Origin of the sequence: Nonomuraea sp. NPDC050328, from assembly GCF_044459405.1 — a bacterium.
Taxonomy (GTDB): Bacteria; Actinomycetota; Actinomycetes; order Streptosporangiales; family Streptosporangiaceae; genus Nonomuraea.
Genome location: NZ_JBITIW010000008.1, coordinates 257,080 through 279,001, shown reverse-complemented (window position 1 = coordinate 279,001; position 21,922 = coordinate 257,080). Strand labels below are relative to the sequence as shown.

Here is a 21,922-nt window from a genome sequence, read left to right as displayed (position 1 = left end):
CCTCCGCCGCCACCGGCCGTCTCCACGGCTCTCCGTCACGGCCTCTTGCCGCCCCGGCCCTCCGCTACGGCCTCTCACCGTCCTCTGCTACGAGCCCCCACCGCCACCACCCTCCGTCACCGGTCCCCACTGCTGCGGTCTTTCGCCGTTGGGGTGCTGGACCCGTTTCGGGCCTTTCGCCGCTGAGGGTGCGCAAGTCTCCCGACGCCCTTTATGGCGGGTTCGTCGCGGCACTGCGGCAGCCGCCGGCCTTCGGGGCACCGGGGTTCGCCCGTCGCCCGGCGGCCCCCTCCACCGACGCGGAGAGCGCAAGGTGTCCAGGTGTCAGTGTTGTTCCTGGCGGGGGAGGGTTACCTCGTGGAGGACCAGTTGGACGGCGGCGGCCACCGGGATGGCCAGGAGGGCGCCGACGACGCCGAGGAGGGCCCCGCCGATGAGGGCGGCGATGATGGTGACGGCGGCGGGGACGTCGACGGAGGACAACATCACCCGCGGAGCGATGACGTAGTTCTCGACCTGCTGGTAGACGATGAAGAAGATCAGGCAGGCGATCCCCACCGGGAAGGACACGAAGAGGCCGACCAGGGTGACGACGGCGGCGCCGATGGTGGCGCCGACCAGGGGGATGAGGTCGGTGATGGCGACGATCAGCGAAAGGGCCAGAGCGTACGGCACGCCCGCGATCGACAGGAACAGGAACGTGGTCACCCCGGCGATGAGCGAGATGAGCAGGTTCCCCGCCACGTAACCGCCGATGCGCTTGATGATCTCGTCGCCCAGGGCCCGGACGCGGTCGCGGCGGCTGGCCGGGACGAGGCGGTAGCCGAAGCTGGTGATGGACGGCAGCGAGGCCAGGAAGTAGAGCGAGAGGATCAACACCGTCAGCGCGTTGAACAGCGCCCCCGCGACCATCCCGGCGGCCCCGAGCAGCCCGCCGAAGACCTGCTTGCCCAGGTCGCCGCTGGCGAGGTACTGCTGCAGCCGGTCGAGAAGCTGGAACTGCTGATCGAGCGCCCGCACCTGAGGATGGTTCTGCAGCTCGTTGACGTAGGCCGGGAGCTGCGCGGCGAAGTCGGCCGTCTGGGTGGTCAGGGGCGGGACTATGGCCAGCCCGAACCCGACGAAGAAGGCGATCACCAGCAGGAACACGACGGTGATGGCCGCGGGGCGCGGCAGGCCGCGCTTGCCGAGCCAGACGACCGCCGGGTTGAGCCCGACGGCCAGGAAGAGCGAGACCACGATCAGGATGAGCACCGAGGCGGCGGAGGTGAGCGCCTGGACCAGCATCCAGGCGCTGAGCACGCCCAGGGCGGCGGTGAAGCCGAAGACGAACGGGTGGTTGGCCAGGGCCCGTCCCGGCTTGCCGTACGCCAGCTCCCTGCGGCCTTCGGGCGTGGCGGTGGGCGCGCTCGGGTCGAGGGGCAGCTCGACGGCCTTGCTCGAGGCCGGCGCGGGCGACGGCCGGGGGGTGGATGAATCGGTCACGGACACCTCTCAGGCGGGAGTTGTCCGACCAACTGCCCCAGACGGGCTTGAGCACGCCACTTCTGATGGGGGAGCAGCCCGAAGTCCGGCCGGCTCGGTCAGGTGTCGTCGTCCGGGGCGTAGTCGCCGATGGCGACGTCCCAGAGGACGGAGTTCCAGAAGCTGTTCTCGTCGGTGAGGGCGGTGGGGTCGAGGGCGGTGAGGGCCTCGCCGAGGAGGCGGGCCTGGGTCTCCGATTCGTCCTCGTCGCTGGAGGAGGCGGGGGCGAGGCGGAGCTGGCGGGTGAACTCGGCCAGGCAGGCGGCGAAGGTCTGCGGCGAGCTGTTGACCGGCAGGACGGCCGCGTCGATGGTGCTGCGCGAGACGACGGCGCCGGTGCGGCAATTCACGCAGAATTCGTCGAAATCCCCTCCGTCGCCAATCTTGAGCAATTCTCCGGAAGGCTGCGGTTCGGTGGCGGCGGCGAAAAGGAGGTGGTCCTGGGGAAGCCCGGTGTCGAGCAGAAATCGGCGAGCCTCGTCGTGCTGAACCGGCGCGAGATAGGCGCTTGGATAACGGTGGTTCAAGGGGAACTCCGTGGCGTGTCCGGGGAAAAGGGGCCGCTGGGTGGAGAACGGGCCGGCCTCCCCGCCGGAATGGCGGGGAGGCCGGGGTCAAGCGGGGACTTTACCAGCGCCCGGCTATCGCGTCGGCGAAGAGGGAGGCGATGGCCTTCTTCTTGTCCGCCCGGGCCGTGGCCCCGGCGGCGGAGGTTGACCAGTCCCAGGTGTAGGAGGTCGGGATGCCCGCGTCGGCCAGGGCTTTTCGGCACTGGTTGGTCCCGGTGCACGGGCGGAACTCGGAGTAGGCCTCCTGGATGGCGTCGCCGAACTGCCGCATCAGCTTGAGTTCGGCGTGGTTGCCCCGGCCCTTGGAGGAGAAGGCGACCTCGATCCGGTCGGTCCCGTCGGCGTTGCGGACCCGGACGGCGGCGGCGTTGTTGCCGCGGTTGCCGGTCCGGAGCCGTTCCTGCAGGACGGCCCGGCTGAGGTCGTTGCCGCCGTAGTCGACCTGGCAGTTGTGGACGAGGAGGGGCGTGCCGCGGGTGACGACGTAGTAGGTGTGCAGGTCGGCGACGGTGAGGTTGTGCACCCGCTGCCGGGCGTCGCGGCGTTCGACGGCGGCGAGCTGGACGTAGGTGCCCGCGCTGGTGCGCAGCCACATGCCGGGCCGGAGGTCGCCGGCCTTGACCCAGCGGCCCTTGCCGCTGCCGCGAGCGTCCTTGCGGTCCTTGTCGGCGACCCAGAAGGGGTGCCCGTCGGTGGCCACCAGCTCCCCTGAGCTCACCACCAGCCGGACCAGGCGCTTGTCGCCGTCTCCGGTGATCTGGCCGACGACCGGCTTGGCGACGGTCTCCCCGGTCGCCGGGTCGGTGGCCAGGACGGTGTCGCCGAGCCGTACCGACTCGATCGGCTTGGCGGTGCCGTCGCTGAGCAGGACCAGCGTGCCCGGGGTGAAGCTGTTGCCGGTCTTGCAGGAGTCGCCGATGGACGGCCGGGAGGACGGGTTCTGCGTCTTGGTGCTGGCCTTGGCCCGGGCGGCCTGGGCTCTGGCGCGTTCGGCGGCCTCGGCGGCCAGGCGTTTGGCCTCGGCCTCGGCCGCCGCCCTGAGCGCGGCCTCCTTCTCCGCGGCCTCCCGTGCCGCCCTGGCCGCGGCGGCCTTGGCGGCTTCGGCCGCCTTCTCGGCCTTGGCGAGGATGGCGCGGGCCCACTTGAGTTCCTGGAGGAAGGAGACGACCGCCTTGCCGGCCCGCCAGATCGCCCCGATGATCTTCGGTGCTTTGAAGATCTTGCCCCACGGGAGCGAGCCGACGACGGCCGAGACGCAGGCGCCGAGGTCGCCCTGGAGGCAGTTGATGATGTCGTTGATCCCCAGGACCTCCATGAGGATCTGGCCGCCCGCCTCCAGGATCACGTCGAGGATCGACTTGCTCTGGAGCTGCTGGGCCTTGGCCACCTCCTCGGGGCTGGGCCCGGTCTCGATGGTCGCCGGGTCGCCGCCGCCGGTCGCGCCCGCGTCGGGCACGGCGCCGGTGGGGTCGGTGTAGACCATCGGGTTGTTGGCGGCGTAGGTGTAGGGCGAGGTGGCCGCCAGGCCGCTGGGCTGCGGGTCGGTCGAGGTGAACCGGCCGGTGCCCGGGTTGTAGGTGCGCTCGCGCAGGTAGTAGTTGCCGGTCCCGCTGCTGTCGTCCTGGTAGGCGCCGTGGAACTTCATCGGGTTGGCGGGGCCGCCTGCCGTACCGGACAGAGTGGTTCCGGTGCGCGGGTTGCCGAAGGGGTCGTAGTCGTAGCCGGCCTCGACCTCGCCGGACGGCGAGAGCAGGTTGGCCACGCCGCCGAGCCAGTCGTGGGTGTAGGCGTGCGCGGCGCCCCCGGTCAGCAGCGCCAGCGGCTCGTCGCCGGGACCGTAGGTGAAGCCCTGCCGCGACATGACCGAACCGGCCTGGTCGTAGGTGGTGTCCAGGGCGATCTGCGGGATCGAGCCGTTGGTGTCCCAGCTCCAGCGCTGGGTGCCGGTGGCCCCGGTGGCGCTGAGCCGCAGGCCCTGCGCGTCGTAGGTGAAGGTGGTGCTCTTGCCGTTGACCGTCGCCGAGGCGAGCTTGTTGTCCAGCGTGTAGGTGAAGCGGTCGGCGCCCGCCCGGACCTGGTTGCCGTTGACGTCGTAGGCGAAGTCGCGGCTGACGACGCTGCCGGGCTTGCTGACCGTCTCCTTCGTGAGCTGGTTGGCGGCGTCGTAGGTGTAGGTGGTGGTGTCGTTGCCCGCCGTACCGGACCGCTTCTGGCTGAGGCGGTTGCCCATCAGGTCGTAGGCGTAGTCGATGCGCCCGGCCATCGGGCTGCCGGTGGCGCAACTGGTGGCCGAGTAGCACGCCGAGGTGATCCGGTTGACGTTGTCGTAGGTGTAGGCGACCGACTCGTTGCGCTCGCCGCGGGTGGTGACGACGCGCGTGGGGTTGCCGAGCGGGTCGAGGGTGAGCTGGAAGGCCGAGACCGGCGGCTGGCCCTCGCGGCCGGTGACCAGGCTGGTCAGCCGGCCCGCCGGGTCGTAGGCGGCCTCGGCGGCCAGGCCGTTCGGCAGCGTGGTCCTGGTCCGGCGCCCGGCCGGGTCGTAGCCGAACTCCCACTTGGCGGCCGAGCCGGCGACGCCGCCGGCCACGGTGTGCGAGGTGACCCGGTTGTCGGCGTCGTAGGTCGCGGTGACCTTGGTGCCGTCGGGGTACTCGCGGGTCGCGATGTTGCCGCGCTCGTCGTAGGTGTAGGCGAAGCGCTCGTCGGCCAGGCCGGCGGTCTTGCGCAGGACCGAGGTGATCTGGTCCTCGTCGTCGTAGGCGACTTCGCGCACGCCGGCCGGGTCGCCGTACCCGACGGTCCGGTCTTTGGCGTCGTAGGCGAAGGTGTAGACCGGTCCCTCGGAGCCGAGGGTGGACTTCACCCGCCGGTTCAGGATGTCGTAGGTGCTGGTGACGGTCCGCTTGGCGCGCTCCTCCGGCGAGAGCCACTCGGGGCCGTTGATCGCGATCGCGGAGACCGGGTTGCTCTCCGCGTCGTAGCTGATCTCGATGCGGCGGCTGAGCGCGTCGGCCCTGGTGATCAGGCGGCCGGCGTCGTCGTAGGCCATCCGGACGTAGCGCCCCATCGGGTCGCGGACGGCTTCGAGCAAGCCGTCCACCCCGTAGGAGTACACCGTCGAGCGGGCCGCCGGGTCGGCCGGGTTGTACGGGCTGTCCGGGGTGTGCAGGGTCGCCGGGAGGTTGTCCTCGCGGTAGGTCTGGTGCGTGGTGCGGCCCTTGGCGTCGGTGACCGCGACGACGCGGTTGCTCGCGTCGTAGGTCAGCGTCGTCGCGCCGCCGAGCGGGTCGATCGTCTTGACGTGGTTGCCGGCCGCGTCGTACTCGTAGCGGACGGTGTAGCGGTCCGGGTCGGCGCCCTCGACGTTGCCGCGCGGCTCGGTCATCGCGATCGGCCGGCCGTCGTCGTCGTACTTCCAGGTGGTGACGCCGCCGGTGGCGCTGATCTCCTTGATCCGGTTGCCGGCCGCGTCGTACTCGGTGCGCGTGGTCTCGCCGCCGGCGTCCGTGGTCGAGGTCTGCCGGCCCGCCTTGTCGTAGCCCGCCTTGGTGGTACGGCCCAGCGAGTCGGTGACCTGGGTGAGCTGCCCGGCGTCGTCCCTGGTGAAGGACTGCTCGTTGCCGAGCTCGTCGACCTTGCCGGTGGTGCGGTCGAGCGGGTCGACCTTGACGTCCTGGTCGACGAAGCCCCCGCCGGGGTACGGCCGGCGCATCCGGACGAGGTTGTCGTTGTAGTCGTAGAAGTAGGTCGTGGTGAAGTCGGCCTTGTTCGCGCCCGGCTCGTTGCCGCGCGGGGAGACGACCGTCTTGAGCAGGCCCTTGGCGTCGTAGCCGTAGCTGGTGACGATCGGGGCGCGGGTCCGCAGCAGCACCTGGGTGGTCAGGCGGCGCCCGGCCTCGCTGTAGGTGATGACGCTGGTGCGGCGCTCGTTGTCGACCTTCTGCAGCAGGCCGTTGGCCAGGTAGAAGTAGTTGGTCGTCTGCCCGGTCGGGGTCTGCTTGCGCACGACCCGGCCGGTCTCGTCGAACCCGGTGCGCCAGGCGCCGGCCTTGCCGGGGTCGAGGGTGCTGACCAGGTTGTCCTGCGCGTCGTAGCCGTAGCGCGTGGTGTAGGCGTTGCGGTTGCCGCCCGGCGCGGTGCCCCGGCCGTCGATCGCGGCGATCTGGCGGCCCGTGGTGTCGTAGACGCGCTCGTCGCGCCGCCCGGTGGGCAGGATCGTGGACTTGAGCTGGCCCTGGGCGGTGTACTCGTAGCGCGTGACCTTGCCGCGCGGGTCGGTCGTCGACACGCGCAGCCCGCGCGAGTCGTACTCGTGCCGGACCTCGTTGCCCTCGGGGTCCACGCTGCGGACGAGCTCGTTGTACTCGTTGTAGGTGTCCTTCCACACCTCGCCGTTGGCGTCGGTGTGCTCGGTCGGGTTGTTGCGCTCGTCGAACCTGGTCTTCTCGGAGAAGCCCTGCGGCGCGGTCGAGGCGGTCCGGTTGCCGTTGGCGTCGAAGGTGGCCTCGTGCTGGTGCTGGCCGGCGTTGACGACCAGGTTGCGGTTGAGCGAGCGGTCGTAGCGGTGGTTGTCGGAGTCGCCGGTGCCGCGCTGGGAGTAGACCAGGGTGTTGCCGCGGTAGCCGTCCCAGACCACCACGCCGTCGGCGTCGGTGGTCTTGGCCTCCTGGCGGCCGGCGTTCCACTCGAAGCGGGTGGGCTTGCCCAGGCCGTCCTTCTGCTCGGTGACGCGGCCGTCGGCGCCGTAGACGTTGCTGACGATCGCCACGTTGTGCGGGTCGATCACCGAGGCCAGCAGGCTGTTGGCGTGGTAGGTGTACTTCCACGTGAAGCCGCGGGGGTCGATCACCGAGCTGAGCAGGCCGCCGGCGTAGAAGTAGGAGACGTGCCGGCCGTCGGGCAGGCTGATCTGGCGGATCAGCCCGCCCTCGACGCGCACCTCGACGACGCGGCCGGAGGCGTCGGTGATGTTGACGCCCAGTCCTTCGTAGGCGAGCTTGACGCCGACGCCGCGCGCGTTGGTGACCGAGGTCAGCCGGCCCTGGGCGTCGAAGCCGAAGCGCACCTGCCGGGGCGTGGTCAGCACCCAGCCGTCGCCGGACTTGGCCAGCGTGCTGCGCACGCCCGGCGGCCGCTTGTAGCCGTTGCCGTCGGGCGTGTACTTCGCCTGCGCGCCGTCCTCCGCCCGTACGGTGACCACGCCGTCCTCGCCGGGGGTCACGCGCATGTCGTAGGACCACGCCCAGCCGGGGCCGAACGGCCCGGGCCCGCGGTTCATCGAGGAGTAGGTGCGGCTGGAGGCGAAGACCGGGCCGAAGGAGTCCATGGCCAGGTCCTGCTCGGTCCGCACGTAGGCGCCGGTGCCGGTGTTGACGCCCTGGGCGCGTCCGGCCTGCCCGGCGGCGGTGAGCGCGAGCGCGTTGCCGCAGCCGCAGCCGGCGGCCTGCTCGTTCGGCACCGGCGGCGGGTCCTCGGTCAGCCGGGGACCGGCCTGGCCGGAGGGCGGGGAGGCGACCTCGCGCCCGTCGCCGTAGACCGCCGAGACGGTGACGAAGTACTCCTTGCCCACCTCCAGCGTCCAGCCGTCGGCCGTGCCGAAGGAGCGGCAGAACTCGCCCGCTCCGCCGCAGGTGGGGGAGGGGGGAAGGTCGGCGCGCGGGATCAGCGTCGAGGCCTGCTCGGTCTGCGAGGCCGCGTCGTAGAGCCGCACGCGGGCTCCGGTCCAGGACGGGTCCACCTGGCCGGAGGAGAAGTACAGGACCAGCGAGGTGTCGCCGATCACGAACCCGGGCCGGAGCGACAGCCCGGTGAAGGCGTCGTCGGCCGCCGTGGCGGCCTTCTTCGAGGTGAGGGCGCTCCAGCGGGCCTCGGCCACCTCGGCCGGTTCGCCGTCCGCGGCGGCGCCCGGGGGAAGGACGGGCGGCCGGTGGGCCGGATCGACGGCCTTGTCGGGGCGGACTCCGGGCGGCATGGGCCGCTGCTCGGGTGCGCCGGTCTGCTGGGTCTGCGCCGCGGCCGGGGTTTCCGCCTTCGCGGGCAGGGGACGGACGGGCCCCAGGACCGAGGCCAGAAGTGCGACGGATAATACTGCGCCCGTTATTCGGGCACGCCGAAATCGACTGAGTAACATTGCAGGTCACCCCCGTTTGTGATCGGCAGGCTTTCAAGAAAGCAGCCGATCGGAAGCGCTGCAACCAGGATTATGTTCGGTCGCGGGAAAAGTGAATAACCGATGCACCGTTCCAGCCAGGTGAAAGCCGTGACAATGGCCCGGGGCATAGTTTGGTGTTATGGGAAAGACTTATGCCTTGCGCTTCATCTCGCCCAGGACGTTGCGCAACTCGTCGAAGATCGGCGTCATGTCCGCGACCCGGCGCGCCGCGCGCGGTTTGTTGGTCAGCAATCCGTCCACGCCCGCGGCCAGCATCCGGCGCATCACCCTCGGCCGGTTGACCGTGTAGGCCATCACCTTCAGGCCGAGCCGGTGGGCGGTCTTCACGTAGGCGGGCGTGACCGTCTGGTGCGGGACGTTCACGTAGTCGGCGAAACCCGCCACGTACGGCAGGCGTGCCGCCGGCACCGTGCCGAGCACCGCCCGCAGCGCGTGCGTCTGGAGGCGGCGGACGAACTCCCAGTCGAAGCTCTGCACGATCGTGTCGGAGGGCGCCTCGGCCAGGACGTCCGCCAGGCGGGGCTCGATCTCGGGCGTGGGCTTCTTGACCTCGACGACCACGGCGGCCGGGCCGGTGCGCATGGCCTCGATCGCCTCGGCCAGCGTCGGGACGCGCTGGCCGGCGAACCTCGGTCCGAACCACTTGCCGGCGTCCAGGCGGCGGATCTCGGCGAGGGTGAAGTCGCTGACCCGCCACGGGGCGCGGTCGGGGTAGAGCTCCTCGGCGTCGGTGGTGCGTTCCAGGGTGGAGTCGTGGAGCACGACGAGCTCGCCGTCCTTGGTGGTGCGGACGTCGAGCTCGTACATGTCGGCGCCTGCCGTACCGGCTGCCTTGAAAGCGGCGAGCGTGTTCTCCGGCGCCACCGCGGAGGCGCCGCGGTGCGCCACGACGAGGAGATCGAGCGTGACCAGGAGTGATACGACAGCTAGCACAAAGTGACTATATATCTACAGACTGTAGCCGCCCGGTGCGGACGTCGTAGATCGCGCCGCCGACCGGCAGATCCTCGGGCAGGAAGGGGCTGGTGCGGATGCGGGTCAGGTCGTGTCGCAGCGCGGCGTCCTGGTCCGGGACGGTGTGGAACTCCAGGCTGCGCGTGTCCACCCCCCGCGCCTGGGTGAGGGCGTGCACGTCCTCGTCGGTCACCTTGGACATGCCGCAGTCGGTGTGCGGCATCACCAGCACCCGTTCCACGCCGAGCAGGTAGACGGCCAGGACCAGGGTGCGGAGGACGTCGTCGGTGACCCGCGCGCCGGCGTTGCGCAGGATCTTGGCGTCGCCCGGCTTCAGCCCCAGCAGGCCGAGGGGGTCGATGCGGGAGTCCATGCAGGTCACCACGGCCAGGCCTCGCGCGGCCCGGCCGGTCAGCCCGGATTCCCCGAAGAAGCGGGCGTAGTCGGCGTTGGCGGACAGCACGTCGTCGAATGCGCTCATGGAGAGATGATCCCCCATGCACGTTTCCTGACGGTTGCCGGGGCTCCCAGGTTTGGAAAGCTCTCACCTGGGAGCATGACGATGCGTGAAGATATGTTGCCGTGAGTAGGACTCAATCGCTGGCCGCCTGCCTGCGGGCGCACGCGCGGCGCAGCCTCGACCGGGTCGAGCCCCGTGACGACGGGCGCAACGCCCGCCGCGCCCTGGCGTTGCTCGACGCCGCCTGTTACGCCGAGAGCCTGCCGGAGGACGACTCGCTCCTCCTGCTGCTGCGGGAGGCGGGCCACTTCGGACCGCACGGCCTCGACGACTTCGAGCCCGACGAGCAGGCCCGCCGCCGGATCGCCGAATGGACCGGCGGCGAGCCCGCCGAGCTCCTGCTGGACCTGGCCGGCCGGCTCCCGCAGGACGCCGCCTCCGACTAGTCCGCGGGCCTGGAATTGTCGGTGCCACCAGGCAGGATAGGGGTCATGAAGGACGCGCCTCCCATCACCGTGATCGCCGACGAGACCGCCTACGCCGAGGCGGTCCAGCTCGCCCTCGACTCGTCGGCGGCCTACTACGCCGACGGCACCTCCACCCTCGACGACGACTCCTACGACCGCCTGGTGCGCGGCATCGAGGCGTACGAGCGCGACCACCCCGAGCAGGTGCTGCCGCAGTCGCCGACGGGCAAGGTGGCCGGCGGCGCGGTGGTGGGCGACGTGCCCCACCTGACCCCGATGCTCAGCCTCGACAACGTCTTCGGCGCCGAACAGCTCGCCGACTGGGCCGCCTCGGTCGAGCGGCGCATCGGCCGACCGGTGACCGCGTGGGCGGTGGAGCCCAAGCTCGACGGCCTGGCGATCTCGGCCCGTTACCGGCGGGGCCGCCTGGTCCAGCTCGTCACCCGCGGCGACGGCGTCGCGGGTGAGGACGTCAGCCACGCCATCGGCACCATCCTCGGCCTGCCCGGCCGCCTCACCGACCCGGTGACGATCGAGCTGCGTGGCGAGGTCATGATGACCACCGCCCAGTTCGAGGAGGCCTGCGCCAAACGCCAGGCGCACGACGGCACCACCTTCGCCAACCCGCGCAGCGCCGCCGCCGGCTCGCTGCGCACCCGCGAGCGGCCCTACGTCTGCGAGCAGACCTTCTTCGGGTACGGCGCGCTGCCCTACCCCGACGACACGTCCGAGCTGGCGGCCGGCCTGCGGGAGTGGCCGCACAGCGAGGTCATGGCCTGGGTCGCCGGGCAGGGCGTGCAGACCACGGCCGTCACCCCGGTCGCCGGCACCGTGGTGGCCACGATCGCGGAGGCGCAGGTCCGGGTCGAGCAGATCGCCGCCGCGCGGCCCGACCTGGAGTTCGGCATCGACGGCATCGTCGTCAAGTGCGACCTGGCCGCCGACCAGGCCGCCGCCGGGTTCAGCTCGCGGGCGCCGCGCTGGGCGGTGGCCTACAAGCTGCCCGCCACCGAGAAGATCACCAAGCTGGTCGGCGTGGAGTGGAACACCGGCCGCACCGGCGTCATCGCCCCGCGGGCCGTCCTGGAGCCGGTCGAGCTCGACGGTTCGATCGTCACCTACGCCACCCTGCACAACGTCGCCGACATCGGGCGGCGCGGGCTCATGCTGGGCGACTCCGTGACCGTCTACAAGGCGGGCGACGTCATCCCGCGGGTCGAGGCGCCCGTGGTGCACCTGCGCACCGGCGACGAGCGGCCGATCCCCATCCCCGAGGTCTGCCCGTCCTGCGGCGACGCCATCGACACCAGCCAGGAGCGCTGGCGGTGCGTGCGCGGCCGGGGCTGCCGGGCCATCGCCTCGATCAGCTACGCCGCCGGGCGCGACCAGCTCGACATCGAGGGGCTGGCCGACAACCGGATCAAGCAGATGCTCGACACCGGGCTGATCGCCGACTTCGCGGACCTGTTCTACCTCACGCGGGAGCAGTTGCTTGGGCTGGAGCGGATGGGCGCGGTCAGCACCGACAACCTGCTGGCCGCCTTCGAGCGGGCCAAGGCGCAGCCGCTCAGCCGGGTCTTCTGCGCGCTGGGCGTCCGGGGGACCGGGCGGTCGATGAGCCGGCGGATCGCGCGGCACTTCGGGACCATGGCGGCCATCCGGGCCGCCGACGCCGCGGCCATCCAGGAGGTCGAGGGGATCGGGCCGGAGAAGGCGCCGGTCGTGGTCGCGGAGCTGGCCGAGCTGGCGCCGCTGATCGACAAGCTGGTGGCGGCGGGGGTCAACATGACCGAGCCCGGGGTGCCTGAGGGTGGGCTGGCCGTCGCTGCCGCGGCCGGTGCGGACGTGGAGGCGGGGGAGCTGGAGTTGCCGCTGGCCGGGATGTCGGTGGTGGTGACCGGGGCGATGTCCGGGGAGCTGGAGGCGTTGTCGCGCAACGAGATGAACGAGCTCATCGAGCGGGCCGGGGGGAAGGCGTCGTCCGGGGTGTCGGCCAAGACGTCGTTGCTGGTGGCGGGGGAGAAGGCGGGGTCCAAGCGGGCCAAGGCGGAGTCTTTGGGCGTCCGGATCGTCAGCCCGGAGGAGTTCGCCGACCTGGTCCGGCCCGTCCTCTGAGCCTCGGCCCAGGCCGGGTCGGTGAGGGAGGGCGGCGGCGTCCCGGCCCCGGGTGGGGCGCCGCCGCCCTCGGTTGAGAGAGCAGAGAGGGTCAGGTCAGGAGGGTGAGGGCTCGGGTGAGGTCGCCCTGGGCCAGAGCCTGGTCGGCCAGGGCCTGGCGCGGGTAGGGCACGGAGCCGGCCTGGGCGAGGTCGCGGGCGACGGAGACGATCGCGTTCCCCTGGGCGAAGGTGCCGGTCCGCGACCGCTCCAGGAGGGCGGCGGCGGTGCGAAGGCCGAGGACGACCTTGCGGGAGTCCCGTACGGCCCCGTCGGCGGTCCACCACGACCGGTGCAACGCCACGGCGAGCGCGGCGGCGGCGGCCTTGGCCGGTCCGTCGCCCCGGGCGAGGGAGTCCCGCGCCGCCACCAGCCGGTCACGCGCCCGGTCGGTCCGCAGTCCCCAGCCGTAGGGGAAGAGCGGCGCGTAGGTCGCGTCCCCCACGTTGATGGGCAGCTGCTCGACCGAGCTGAACCAGGTGAACGGCAACCGCCCGGTGTACGGCACGGCCCCGAACAGCGGGTCGGCCACCCCGTCACCCTCGCTGCCCGGCAGCCACGCCGCCACGACGGCCTCGATCCCGGACAGCTCGCCGAGCAGCAGCGGACGCCCGGACACCACGACGACCACGCACTTGACCGCCCCGCACACCTTGTCGATCGCCGCCCGGTCGGCGGGGGACAGGTCGAGGGTGCGGCCCTGGCGGCCGACGTCGCCGAAGCCCTCGGCGTAGGGCCGCTCGCCGACCACGACGACGCCGGTGGCGGCGGGGTCGATGGGGGCGGAGGCGTCGGGGGAGTGGGTGACGTCCGGCGCCCGCTTCTTGATCGCTTGCAGGATGGTCGTGCCCTCGGTGATCGGGCCGGAGCTGCCCTGCCAGGTGATGGTCCAGCCGCCGGCCTGGTTGCCGAGGTCGTCGGCGTTGGATCCGGCGACGTACAGCTTGCCGCCGGGCTTGAGCGGCAGCAGCCCGCCGTCGTTCTTGAGCAGCACCTGCGACTTGGCGGCAGCCGTACGGGCGACCGAGCGGTGGGCGGCCGAGCCGACGGCGGCCAGGCCCGAGCGGTCGGCGTAGGGCCGCTCGAACAGGCCGAGCTCGAACTTCTTGGTGAGGATGCGCGAGACGGCGTCGTCGATGCGCGCGGCGCTCACCCGTCCGGCGGTGGCCTCGTCGGTGAGGGTCTGGGTGAACTGCACGTACGCGTGCGGCACCATGATCATGTCGAGTCCGGCGTTGATCGAGGTGCGCACGTCGGAGGCGTAGTCGCCGGGGATCTGGTCGATGGCCTGCCAGTCGCTGATCACGAAGCCCTTGAAGCCGAGCCGGCCCTTGAGGGTGTCGGTGATCAGTTCGCGGTGGGCGTGCATCTTGGTGTCGCCGACGCTGGAGAAGCTGGGCATCACGGTGCCGACGCCGCGCTTGACCGCCTCGGCGAAGGGCGCGAGGTGGATCTTCTCCAGCTCGTCCCGGCTGCCGGTGAAGACGCCCTGGTCGATGGTGTAGTCGCCGGTCGTGGAGGAGCCGTAGGCGGTGCCGCCGTCGGCGACGTAGTGCTTGGCGGAGGCCAGCACGCCGTTCTTCTCCAGTCCGCCGATGATCGTCGTCATGCGGCTGACCAGGTGCGGGTCCTCGGAGAAGGACTCGTAGGCGCGGCCCCAGCGGTCGTCACGGGAGACGCACAGGCAGGGCGCGAAGTCCCACGGGATGCCGGTGGCCTTGACCTCCTTGGCGGTGATCGCGCCGGTCCGCTCGACCAGCTCGGGGTCGCGGGTCGCGCCGAGGCCGACGTTGTGCGGGAAGATCGTCGCGCCGACCACGTTGTTGTGCCCGTGCACGGCGTCCACACCGTAGATGATCGGGATCTGCAGCCGGGTCTGCATGGCACGGAGCTGGAAGGCGTCGACCATGTCCGCCCACGCCTCGGGCGTGTTGGTGGCGGGGGTGGAGCCGCCGCCGGATAGCAGCGAGCCGAGCAGGTAGGTGGCGATGTCGTCCTGCTTGGCCAGGGCGCCGCGTTCGGCCTGGGTCATCTGCCCGACCTTCTCGGCGAGCGTCATGCGGCTCAGCAGGTCGGCCACCCGCTGCTTGACCGGCCGCTTCCGGTCGAGGTACGGCAGGCCGTGCGCGTCGATCACGATCGCCGGTTCGTCGGCGGGCGGGCTGACGCCTTCGCCGTCGAGCAGGATCGGGATCGTCTCGGCGGTCTCGGCGTCGCCGTCGCGCAGGGTGCGGACGGTGAAGGTCTTGGCCGTGCCGGAGGCGGTCCCGGCGGGGAAGGCGAGCGTGCCCTCGGCCGGCTCGTAGTCCTGGCCGGCGGTAGCCGTACCGGCTCCGGTGCGGTAGCGGACGGTGGCGTCGGCGGGCAGCGGCGCGCCCGTGGCGGTCGAGACGCTGACCCGGACGGTGACCGTACCCGCCTCGTCCACCTGGTAGACCGGCCGGTCGGTGGCCAGCCGGGCCGGGCGCGGCGGCGCGGTGCCGAAGGCCTGGACGTCGTCCCAGAGCAGCACGCCGCTGGCCCCGGCGGGCAGGCGCATCGAGTAGCCCCACATCGCGACCAGATCGAGCTGGCCGTCGGTGGGCGCGCCGCCGGGCTGGTAGTCGCCGCGGCGGACGAAGTCGGTGAACCGGGTCTGGACCTGCTTCCATCCGGCGGTGTCGTCGACGAAGGAGGACTCGAACAGCTCCGAGCTGCCCGCTCCGCCGCCGCCGTCCTTGACCTCGAAGAAGATGCGCTGGCCCGAGGCGGTGCCCTTCACCCAGAAGGAGAAGCCTTCGTACGGTGACCAGTCCTGGGTGGCGCTCAGGTCGTGCGACCAGCCGCCCCACTGGCCGACGGAGTAGGTCGTCTTGAGCACCCGGCCCTGCCGTTCGGCGTCGGCCTCGACGCTGAGCGCGGGGGTCGAGGCGGCGTCGTTGCCCCAGCCGACGACCCCGGCGGGAACGGTGTCGCTCTCGAAGTCGGTGATGGTGAGCGGCGCTGCCGCCTGTGCGGGGGTGGCGACGAGCGCCGTGGCTAACACGAGGACAGTAGTGAGGATCTTCACGGGACCTCCTTTGGAGCGGTTATCTGCCAGAGAGCGCTCTCTGTCAACCCTTCAGCGCGCCGTGCATGATGCCCTGAATGATCTGCCGCCCGAACACGGCCGCCACGACCAGCAGCGGAAGCGTCCCGACCGTCGTCGCGGCCAGCACGAACGAGTAGTCCACGGAGTAGCCGCTGGACACCGTGGAGAGCGCTACCTGAACCGTCGGGTTCTCCGGGCTGAGCACCACCAGCGGCCAGAAGAAGTCGTTCCAGGCGTTCATGAAGGTGAGCATGCCGAGCACCGCGGCGGCCGGGCGGGCCAGCGGCAGGATGACCCGCCAGAAGAGCCCGAAGGTGGTGCAGCCGTCCACCCGCGCCGCCTCGATCAGCTCGCCGGGGATCGCGCCGCTGAGGTACTGCGCCATGAAGAAGACGCCGAAGGCGCTGACCAGGCTGGGCGCGATGACCGCGTAGAGGGTGTCGATCCACCCGATCTCGGCCATCATCATGTACAGCGGGATGATCCCGAGCTGCGTCGGCACCATCATCGTCGCCACCACGCCCAGGTAGAGCCCGTTGCGCCCGCGGAAGCGCAGCTTGGCGAAGGCGAAGCCGGCCAGCGTGGAGGAGAGGATCTGGCTGAACGTGATCGCCCCCGCGACCACCGCGGTGTTGAGCAGCGCCAGGTCGAACGGGACGGTGGCGAAGACGCGCTGGATGTTGCTCAGCAGGTTGGGGCCCGGCAGCACCGGCGGGGGCACCTGGCCGAGCGCCGAGTTGTCCAGCGAGCCGACCACCACGCTGTAGTAGAGCGGGAAGGCCGAGAAGAAGGCGACCGCGGCGAGCGTCAGGTAGGCCAGCCGGCCGGGCCGGCGCACCCGGCGCCGGGCGTGCCGTACCCGGGCGAGCGTGAGGTCCATCATGTGCTCCTGATGCGGCGGATGAGCAGGTAGTTGACCGCCGCGGCGACGAGCACCAGGGCGAACATCACCCAGGCGGTCGCGCTGGCGAAGCCGAGGTCGAAGCGGCCGAACCCGGCCTCGAACAGGTAGAGCGTCAGCGTCTGGAACTGGTGGTCGTTGCCGCCGCCCGGCTGCCCGCCGCCGAACAGCAGCGGCTCGGCGAACATCTGCATCCCGCCGATGGTCGAGACGATGACGGTGAAGATGATCGTCGGCCGGATCGCCGGGATGGTGATCTTCCGCAGCCGCTGCAGGCTGCTCGCGCCGTCGATGATCGCCGCCTCGTGCAGCGACTGCGGCACCGCCTGCATCGCCGCCAGGTAGATCAGCGCGTTGTAGCCGGTCCAGCGCCAGATGACCATCGCCGAGATGGCCGCGTGCGAGCTGGCCGTGCCGGCCGCCCAGTCGATCTGGCCCGCCCCGAACACCCCCAGCACCCAGTTGACCAGGCCGTAGTCCCGGCCGAAGAGCTGGCCGAAGATGATCGCGACGGCGGCGACGCTGGTCAGGTTGGGCAGCAGCAGGCTCAGCCGCCAGAACGTCTGGCCGCGCAGCCGGCCGCTCAGCAGGTGCGCCAGCAGCAGGGCCAGCAGCAACTGCGGCACGGTGGACAGCACGAGGATCGACACCGTGTTGAACAGCGCGTTCCAGAAGGCCGGGTCGGCCAGGAGGGTCAGGTAGTTCGCCGCGCCGAGGAAGGCGTGCTCGTCCTCCAGCAGGCTCCAGTCGTGCAACGACACCCAGCCGGTGTAGAGCAGCGGGAAGGCCGACAGGGCGGCGAACAGGGCGAAGAACGGCAGGATGTAGAGGTACGGGGACGCCTTGGTGTCCAGGCGGTAGAGCCAGGATCGCAACACCTGGGGTTCCTCCTGTGGTGGGGGGCTTCGGGTACGGCAGGCCGCCCGGCGCGGGTGCCGCGACCGGGCGGCCTGGGTCCGGACGAGGGGGTCAGAGGATCTTCTTGACCTCGGCCATGGCCTGGTTCCAGGCCTCGTCGGGCGTCTGCTTGCCCTGCTCCACCCGGGTGAGCGCGTTGTTGATCGCGGTGTTGATGTCCCCGGCCTTCGGCCCGAGGTACTGCGCGTTCATGGTCGCCACCGACTGGGAGAAGATTTTCCCGACCGGCGCGTCGTTGAAGAACGGGTTGACGAAGTCGGTGATCACCGGGTCGCTGTAGAGCTTGTTGGTGGAGGGGAAGTTGCCCTTGGCGCGGAAGACCTTCGCCTGCTGTTCCGGCGCGGTCAGCCAGGAGGCGAGCGCGAAGGCGGCCTCGGGGTTCTTGCCCTGCTTGGGCAGGGTGAGGAAGGAGCCGCCCCAGTTGCCGGTGCCGCCGGGGATGGCGGCGATGTCCCACTTGCCGGCCGCGTTCTTGGCCTGCTCCTGGATGTAGGCCATCATCCAGGCGGGGCAGGCGATGGTGGCGAAGGAGCCGCGCTGGAAGCCCGCGTTCCAGTCGGCCGACCAGGCGGTGATCTTCGCGGAGAGCCCGGCGCCGATCGCCTCGATGGTCTTGTCGAAGGCGGCGCGCACCTCGGGGTTGGTCTCGACGACCACGGTGTCGTCGGTGGCGTAGAGCCCGGTCGGCGCCTGGCCCAGGATGGCGCGGTACATCACGATCGGGCCGTCGAAGAAGGCGGTCTTGGGCAGCTTGGCCGCGGCGAACTTCTTGCCGGTCTCGATGTAGCCGTCCCAGGTGGACCAGAGTTGGGAGACCTGCTCGCGGTCGGTGGGGAGCCCGGCCTTGGCGAACAGGTCGGTCCGGTAGCACATGGCCAGGCCGCCGACGTCGGTGCCGAGGCCGAGCTGGCGGCCGTCCTTGGACTGGGAGGTCTTCCACTTCCATTCCGGCCACTGGCTCGCCAGCTTGTCCGCGCCGAGCTCGGTGAGGTTGTGGAACTTGTCGGGGTTGGCCTTGAACTGGCCGATCCAGCCTTCCTCGATGGCTTCGATGTCGGCCGCGCCCTTGCCGGTGGCCAGGTTGGTGGCCACCCGCCGGTGGTGCTCCTCGGCGGCGGCCACCCGCTCGACGATGTCGATCTCCGGATGGGCCTTCTCGTACTCCTGGTAGAGCGACTGGTAGCCGAAGTCGTTGAAGGTGCCGATGACGATCTTGGTCTTGGCGCCGCCGCCGGCCGCGCCGGAGGCCGCCGGGGTGGTGCCGCCGCTGCCCGACGTGCCGCCGCCGCAGGCCGTCACGGCGAGAAGGAGTAAGGGCACGAGCAGCCCGCGCTGCAAACGCATAGAACCGCACCTCCGTAGGTCCTGGAATTGCCCAGACCCTACGGCGGCTTCTGACGGACTTCAATATAAGCCTTAAAAAAAGTGGCAACAGCTCGGCAACGCCGTGCTCATCCCGGCGTCACACGCTCTGCAGGGCTCGCTGGCTGTCCAGCAGGAAGCCGTCGACCACCAGCGTCGCCGCCCCCCGCGCCACCGCGTCCGGCCCCAGCAGGCCGAGCTCGATCCCGGTCCGCTCGTACGGCAGGGCCAGCGAATGCGCCCGCGCGGCCTCCCGGATCTCCGGCAGGAACCGCCGCCCCAGCAGCAGCCCGGCCCAGCCGCCCAGCACGATCCGCTCCGGGTTGAGCAGGTTGATCAGCGTGCCCAGCCCCGCGCCCAGGTAGTGCACGGTCTCGGCCAGCACCCGCTCGGCCTCCGGCGAACGATCGGCCAGCAACGCGGCGAAGGCCGGCTCCTCCTCGCCCGCCTCGCCCGGCACCAGCTCGCGGTAACGGTCCAGGACCGCCTCGGCCCCCGCGTACGCCTCCAGGCAGCCGCGGTTGCCGCAGCGGCAGGCCCGGCCGCCGGCCGCCACCGTCATGTGCCCCCACTCGCCCGCGCTGCCCGACGCGCCACGGTAGATGCCGCCGTCGGTCACCAGGCACAGGCCCACCCCCGAGCCGACCAGCGCGACCGCCGCGGTGCTCGCCCCGCGGCCCGCGCCGAACCACAGCTCGGCCTGGCCCATCGTCTTGGCGCCGTTGTCCACGAAGAGCGGCAGCTCGGTGCCGGCGCGCAGCAGTGTGCCGAGCGCGACGCCCTGCCAGCCGTAGGTCGGGGCGTGGATCACCGCCTCCGGGCCGGGCTCGACCAGGCCGGGCACCCCGACGCCGAGCCCCAGCACCCGCTCGCGCGGCACGCCGGCCTCCGACAGCACCAAGTCGGCCCCGGCCAGGATGTGCCGCACCACCAGCTCGACGTCGTGCCGGGCCGGGCGCAACGCGTAGTCGGTGCGGGCCAGCTCGTTCATGCCCAGGTCGAGCAGCTCGACCCGGACGTGCGTCTCGCCGACGTCCACGCCGATGGCGTAGCCGTAGTCGGGGTTGACGCGCAGCAGCACGCGCGGGCGCCCGCCGTCCGACTCGACCTGGCCGGCCTCGGCGATCACCCCGTCGGCCAGCAGGTCGGCGGTGACGTTGCTGACCGTCGCCGCGCTCAGCCCGGTCTGGGCGGTCAGCTCGTGCCGGCTGGCCGGGCCGCCGAAGAACAGCGCGCGAAGGAGGGTCTCGCGGTTGCCCCGGCGCAGGTCTCGTACCGTTCGCCGTCGTGCCTGCATCATGGCGAGCATCTTAGGACAGAACGCGAAATAAGGCAGGGAGAGGGCTTGAGCCGAGGGCGATCGCTGTGCCAGCCTCATTAGTACACGTCGTAAAATAACTCTCGGGAGCGTGAGCGTGGCCATCGAGGTCCGCGACGGAGTCACCGTCATCGACGGAGTGCCCACGGCGCTCGTCACCGCCGACTACCCCTACTACCGGGACCATCCCTCGGTCTGGGCCGACCGGCTGCGGGCGATCCGCGACGAGCTGGGGATCGAGATCATCACCTGCTACCTGCCGTGGCGCCACCACCAGCCCGCTCCCGGCCGCGAGCCCGACTTCACCGGCCGCACCGACCCGGCCACCGATGTGCTGGGCTTCCTGCGCCTGTGTGCGGAACTCGGGCTCAAGGTCGTGGCCAAACCCGGCCCGTTCATCCACGCCGAGGTCGACTACGGCGGCCTGCCCGACTGGGTCTGCCCCACGGCCGACCCGCGCATCGAAGCCCTGCTGGACGCCGACGGCAGGCCCTCCACCTGGGGCGGGCGGGTGCTGCCCGCGCCGCTCGGCCCCGCCTTCGCCGCGCACGCCGAGCAGTGGCTGGCCGCCGTCGGCAAGGAGGTGCTCGACCCCGGCGGGCCGGTCGTCCTGGTGCAGATCGCCAACGAGGGCCTCTACACCAACGGCGCGCTGCCGCTGACCGCCTACGACTACAGCCCGTCCGGCCTGGCCTTCTACCGGGAGCGGCTGCGCGAGTGGTACGGCACGCCGCAGGAGTACGCCCGCGTGCACGGCCACTCCTGGGACCAGCCGCCCTCCGCCGAGGGACTCGCGGCGGCCGCCGACTGGGGGCGCTTCCACGCCGCCTACCTCGCCGAGGTCTACCGCCGCTGGAGCGAGGCGACCGGCACCACCCTGCCGATCGTGGTCAACCTCAACCCGCCCACCGTCGCCCACCTCGACGACTGGCTCGCCCGGGTGCGGCCCCGCGACTGGACGGGCATCCACTACGGCTTCACCAACTGGATGGGCGTCGTCTCGGCCGACCCCGAGGCGCACGCCCGCTACGTGATCGCCGCCAAGCTCTTCCCTGGGCCGAACCTGGAGGAGAACTGGGGCTTCTCCGAGCTGTACGACCGGGCCTACGCCGACGCCGCCACCAGCTTCCACCAGTCGCTGCTGGCGCTGGCGGCCGGGGCGACCGGGGTGAACGTCTACACGGCGGCGGCCACGTCGGGGTGGAGCCGAGCGCTGGACTCGGTGCATGCTGCGCCGTACCCGGACTGTGCGCCGATCGCGGCCGACGGGAGCGCGACCGGAAAGGCGCCGGTGGTGCGGGCGATGGCCGGCTTCCTGGCCCGGCACGGCGGCGAGTTCCTGGCGGCGAAGCCGGTGACCGGCGGGGCCTTCGGGCTCTACGCGCCGCAGGCCCCCGTCGCGGCGGCGGGCGTGGCCGGGCACTCGTGCGGGCGGTCGTTGCTCGCCTACCACGCGCGGATGCGGGCCGCGGGGCTCGACTACGTGCTGGTCGACCTGGAGCACGCCGACGCCGCCGAGCTGGCCGGGCACGCCTCGATCACGCTGCCGGGCGGGACGTTCCTGGGGCGGGCCGCGCAGGAGGCCCTGGCCGGCTACCTCGGCCAGGGCGGCGTGGTCGTGGTGGAGGGGGAGGTGCCGGTGCTGGACGAGCACTTCCGGCCGTGCACGCTGCTCGCCGACGCCTTGGCCGGGAGCTCGGCCGGTTCCTCGTCGGGGGAGTCGCCGGTGCGGGTGGTGCGCGGGGTCGCCGACGCCTACCTGCGGGTGCATCCGAAGCTGGACGTGCGCTACCTGACCGTGCTGGCCGCCGACTCGCACGAGGGGGTGGTCGAGGTCGAGACCCCCGACGGGACGGTCTCGCTGGTCACCTGCCGGGGCGGGGCGGCGATCATCCGGCTCGCCGGGGGACGGCTGGACGACGTGCTGGTCAAGGGGACCAACGCCTTCCTCGGCTCAGCGGTCGAGGCCAGCGTGACCTACGGGAGGGACACCCGCACCGCAGGCCACCCCGCCGACCTGTTCCACCTGACCTGACCCCCGTGCCGGCCGGGT

13 protein-coding genes are annotated in these 21,922 nt (G+C 71.6%); 3 read left to right on the top strand and 10 right to left on the bottom strand.

Translation table 11 applies throughout. The annotated features are described in order from the left end of the window. Positions 1 to 324: 324 nt before the first annotated feature. The 5 genes from ACIBG7_RS28850 to ACIBG7_RS28830 all read right to left on the bottom strand — a co-directional run bounded on the left by ACIBG7_RS28850 (position 325) and on the right by ACIBG7_RS28830 (position 9,700). Complete coding sequence (locus ACIBG7_RS28850; protein WP_357921900.1) at positions 325 to 1,485, bottom strand: AI-2E family transporter; 1,161 nt, start codon at positions 1,483 to 1,485, stop codon at positions 325 to 327. A gap of 98 nt (positions 1,486 to 1,583) precedes the next feature. Beyond that, positions 1,584 to 2,051, bottom strand: a complete 468-nt coding sequence (locus ACIBG7_RS28845; protein ID WP_397338267.1) for an SUKH-4 family immunity protein — start codon at positions 2,049 to 2,051, stop codon at positions 1,584 to 1,586. A 100-nt stretch (positions 2,052 to 2,151) separates the two neighbouring features. Further along, positions 2,152 to 8,064, bottom strand: a complete 5,913-nt coding sequence (locus ACIBG7_RS28840) for an RHS repeat-associated core domain-containing protein (RefSeq protein ID WP_397338266.1) — start codon at positions 8,062 to 8,064, stop codon at positions 2,152 to 2,154. A gap of 330 nt (positions 8,065 to 8,394) precedes the next feature. Continuing rightward, the gene (locus ACIBG7_RS28835) at positions 8,395 to 9,198 is read right to left on the bottom strand and encodes a glycerophosphodiester phosphodiesterase family protein (RefSeq protein ID WP_357921891.1); all 804 of its coding nucleotides are present in this window, start codon (positions 9,196 to 9,198) and stop codon (positions 8,395 to 8,397) included. A 7-nt stretch (positions 9,199 to 9,205) separates the two neighbouring features. Continuing rightward, entirely contained in the window at positions 9,206 to 9,700 is a 495-nt protein-coding gene (locus tag ACIBG7_RS28830; protein WP_357921888.1) for a carbonic anhydrase, read from the bottom strand. A gap of 101 nt (positions 9,701 to 9,801) precedes the next feature. Between ACIBG7_RS28830 and ACIBG7_RS28825 the strand changes: the two genes are divergently transcribed. Both ACIBG7_RS28825 and ligA read left to right on the top strand, forming a co-directional pair. Then, the gene (locus tag ACIBG7_RS28825; RefSeq protein ID WP_357921885.1) at positions 9,802 to 10,125 is read left to right on the top strand and encodes a hypothetical protein; all 324 of its coding nucleotides are present in this window, start codon (positions 9,802 to 9,804) and stop codon (positions 10,123 to 10,125) included. A gap of 45 nt (positions 10,126 to 10,170) precedes the next feature. After that, complete coding sequence (gene ligA, locus ACIBG7_RS28820; protein ID WP_397338265.1) at positions 10,171 to 12,261, top strand: NAD-dependent DNA ligase LigA; 2,091 nt, start codon at positions 10,171 to 10,173, stop codon at positions 12,259 to 12,261. Between the two features lie 91 nt (positions 12,262 to 12,352). Here the strand turns inward: ligA and ACIBG7_RS28815 are convergent, their stop codons facing one another. The 5 genes from ACIBG7_RS28815 to ACIBG7_RS28795 all read right to left on the bottom strand — a co-directional run bounded on the left by ACIBG7_RS28815 (position 12,353) and on the right by ACIBG7_RS28795 (position 19,851). Further along, the gene (locus ACIBG7_RS28815) at positions 12,353 to 15,349 is read right to left on the bottom strand and encodes a glycoside hydrolase family 3 N-terminal domain-containing protein (RefSeq protein ID WP_397338264.1); all 2,997 of its coding nucleotides are present in this window, start codon (positions 15,347 to 15,349) and stop codon (positions 12,353 to 12,355) included. 43 nt (positions 15,350 to 15,392) lie between these two features. Further along, positions 15,393 to 16,253 (bottom strand): carbohydrate ABC transporter permease, encoded by an 861-nt coding sequence (locus ACIBG7_RS28810; RefSeq protein ID WP_357921876.1) that lies wholly within the window; start codon positions 16,251 to 16,253, stop codon positions 15,393 to 15,395. Beyond that, entirely contained in the window at positions 16,250 to 17,149 is a 900-nt protein-coding gene (locus ACIBG7_RS28805; protein WP_357921873.1) for a sugar ABC transporter permease, read from the bottom strand. The genes ACIBG7_RS28810 and ACIBG7_RS28805 overlap by 4 nt, the downstream gene beginning before the upstream one ends. 91 nt (positions 17,150 to 17,240) lie before the next feature. Further along, the gene (locus ACIBG7_RS28800) at positions 17,241 to 18,533 is read right to left on the bottom strand and encodes an extracellular solute-binding protein (RefSeq protein ID WP_397338263.1); all 1,293 of its coding nucleotides are present in this window, start codon (positions 18,531 to 18,533) and stop codon (positions 17,241 to 17,243) included. 118 nt (positions 18,534 to 18,651) lie between these two features. After that, a complete protein-coding gene (locus ACIBG7_RS28795; protein WP_397338262.1) occupies positions 18,652 to 19,851 on the bottom strand; it encodes an ROK family protein in 1,200 nt (399 codons plus the stop codon). 109 nt (positions 19,852 to 19,960) lie between these two features. On the opposite strand from ACIBG7_RS28795, the gene ACIBG7_RS28790 reads away from it, so the two are divergent. Further along, a complete protein-coding gene (locus tag ACIBG7_RS28790) occupies positions 19,961 to 21,904 on the top strand; it encodes a beta-galactosidase (protein ID WP_397338261.1) in 1,944 nt (647 codons plus the stop codon). Positions 21,905 to 21,922 lie beyond the last annotated feature (18 nt).

Excerpts from the sequence above, each read along its gene's own strand:
- ACIBG7_RS28810 (WP_357921876.1), bottom strand. The coding sequence starts at position 16,253 with ATGATGGACCTCACGCTCGCCCGGGTACGGCACGCCCGGCGCCGGGTG.
- ligA (WP_397338265.1), top strand. The coding sequence starts at position 10,171 with ATGAAGGACGCGCCTCCCATCACCGTGATCGCCGACGAGACCGCCTAC.
- ACIBG7_RS28795 (WP_397338262.1), bottom strand. The coding sequence starts at position 19,851 with ATGATGCAGGCACGACGGCGAACGGTACGAGACCTGCGCCGGGGCAAC.
- ACIBG7_RS28840 (WP_397338266.1), bottom strand. The coding sequence starts at position 8,064 with ATGCCGCCCGGAGTCCGCCCCGACAAGGCCGTCGATCCGGCCCACCGG.
- ACIBG7_RS28830 (WP_357921888.1), bottom strand. The coding sequence starts at position 9,700 with ATGAGCGCATTCGACGACGTGCTGTCCGCCAACGCCGACTACGCCCGC.
- ACIBG7_RS28800 (WP_397338263.1), bottom strand. The coding sequence starts at position 18,533 with ATGCGTTTGCAGCGCGGGCTGCTCGTGCCCTTACTCCTTCTCGCCGTG.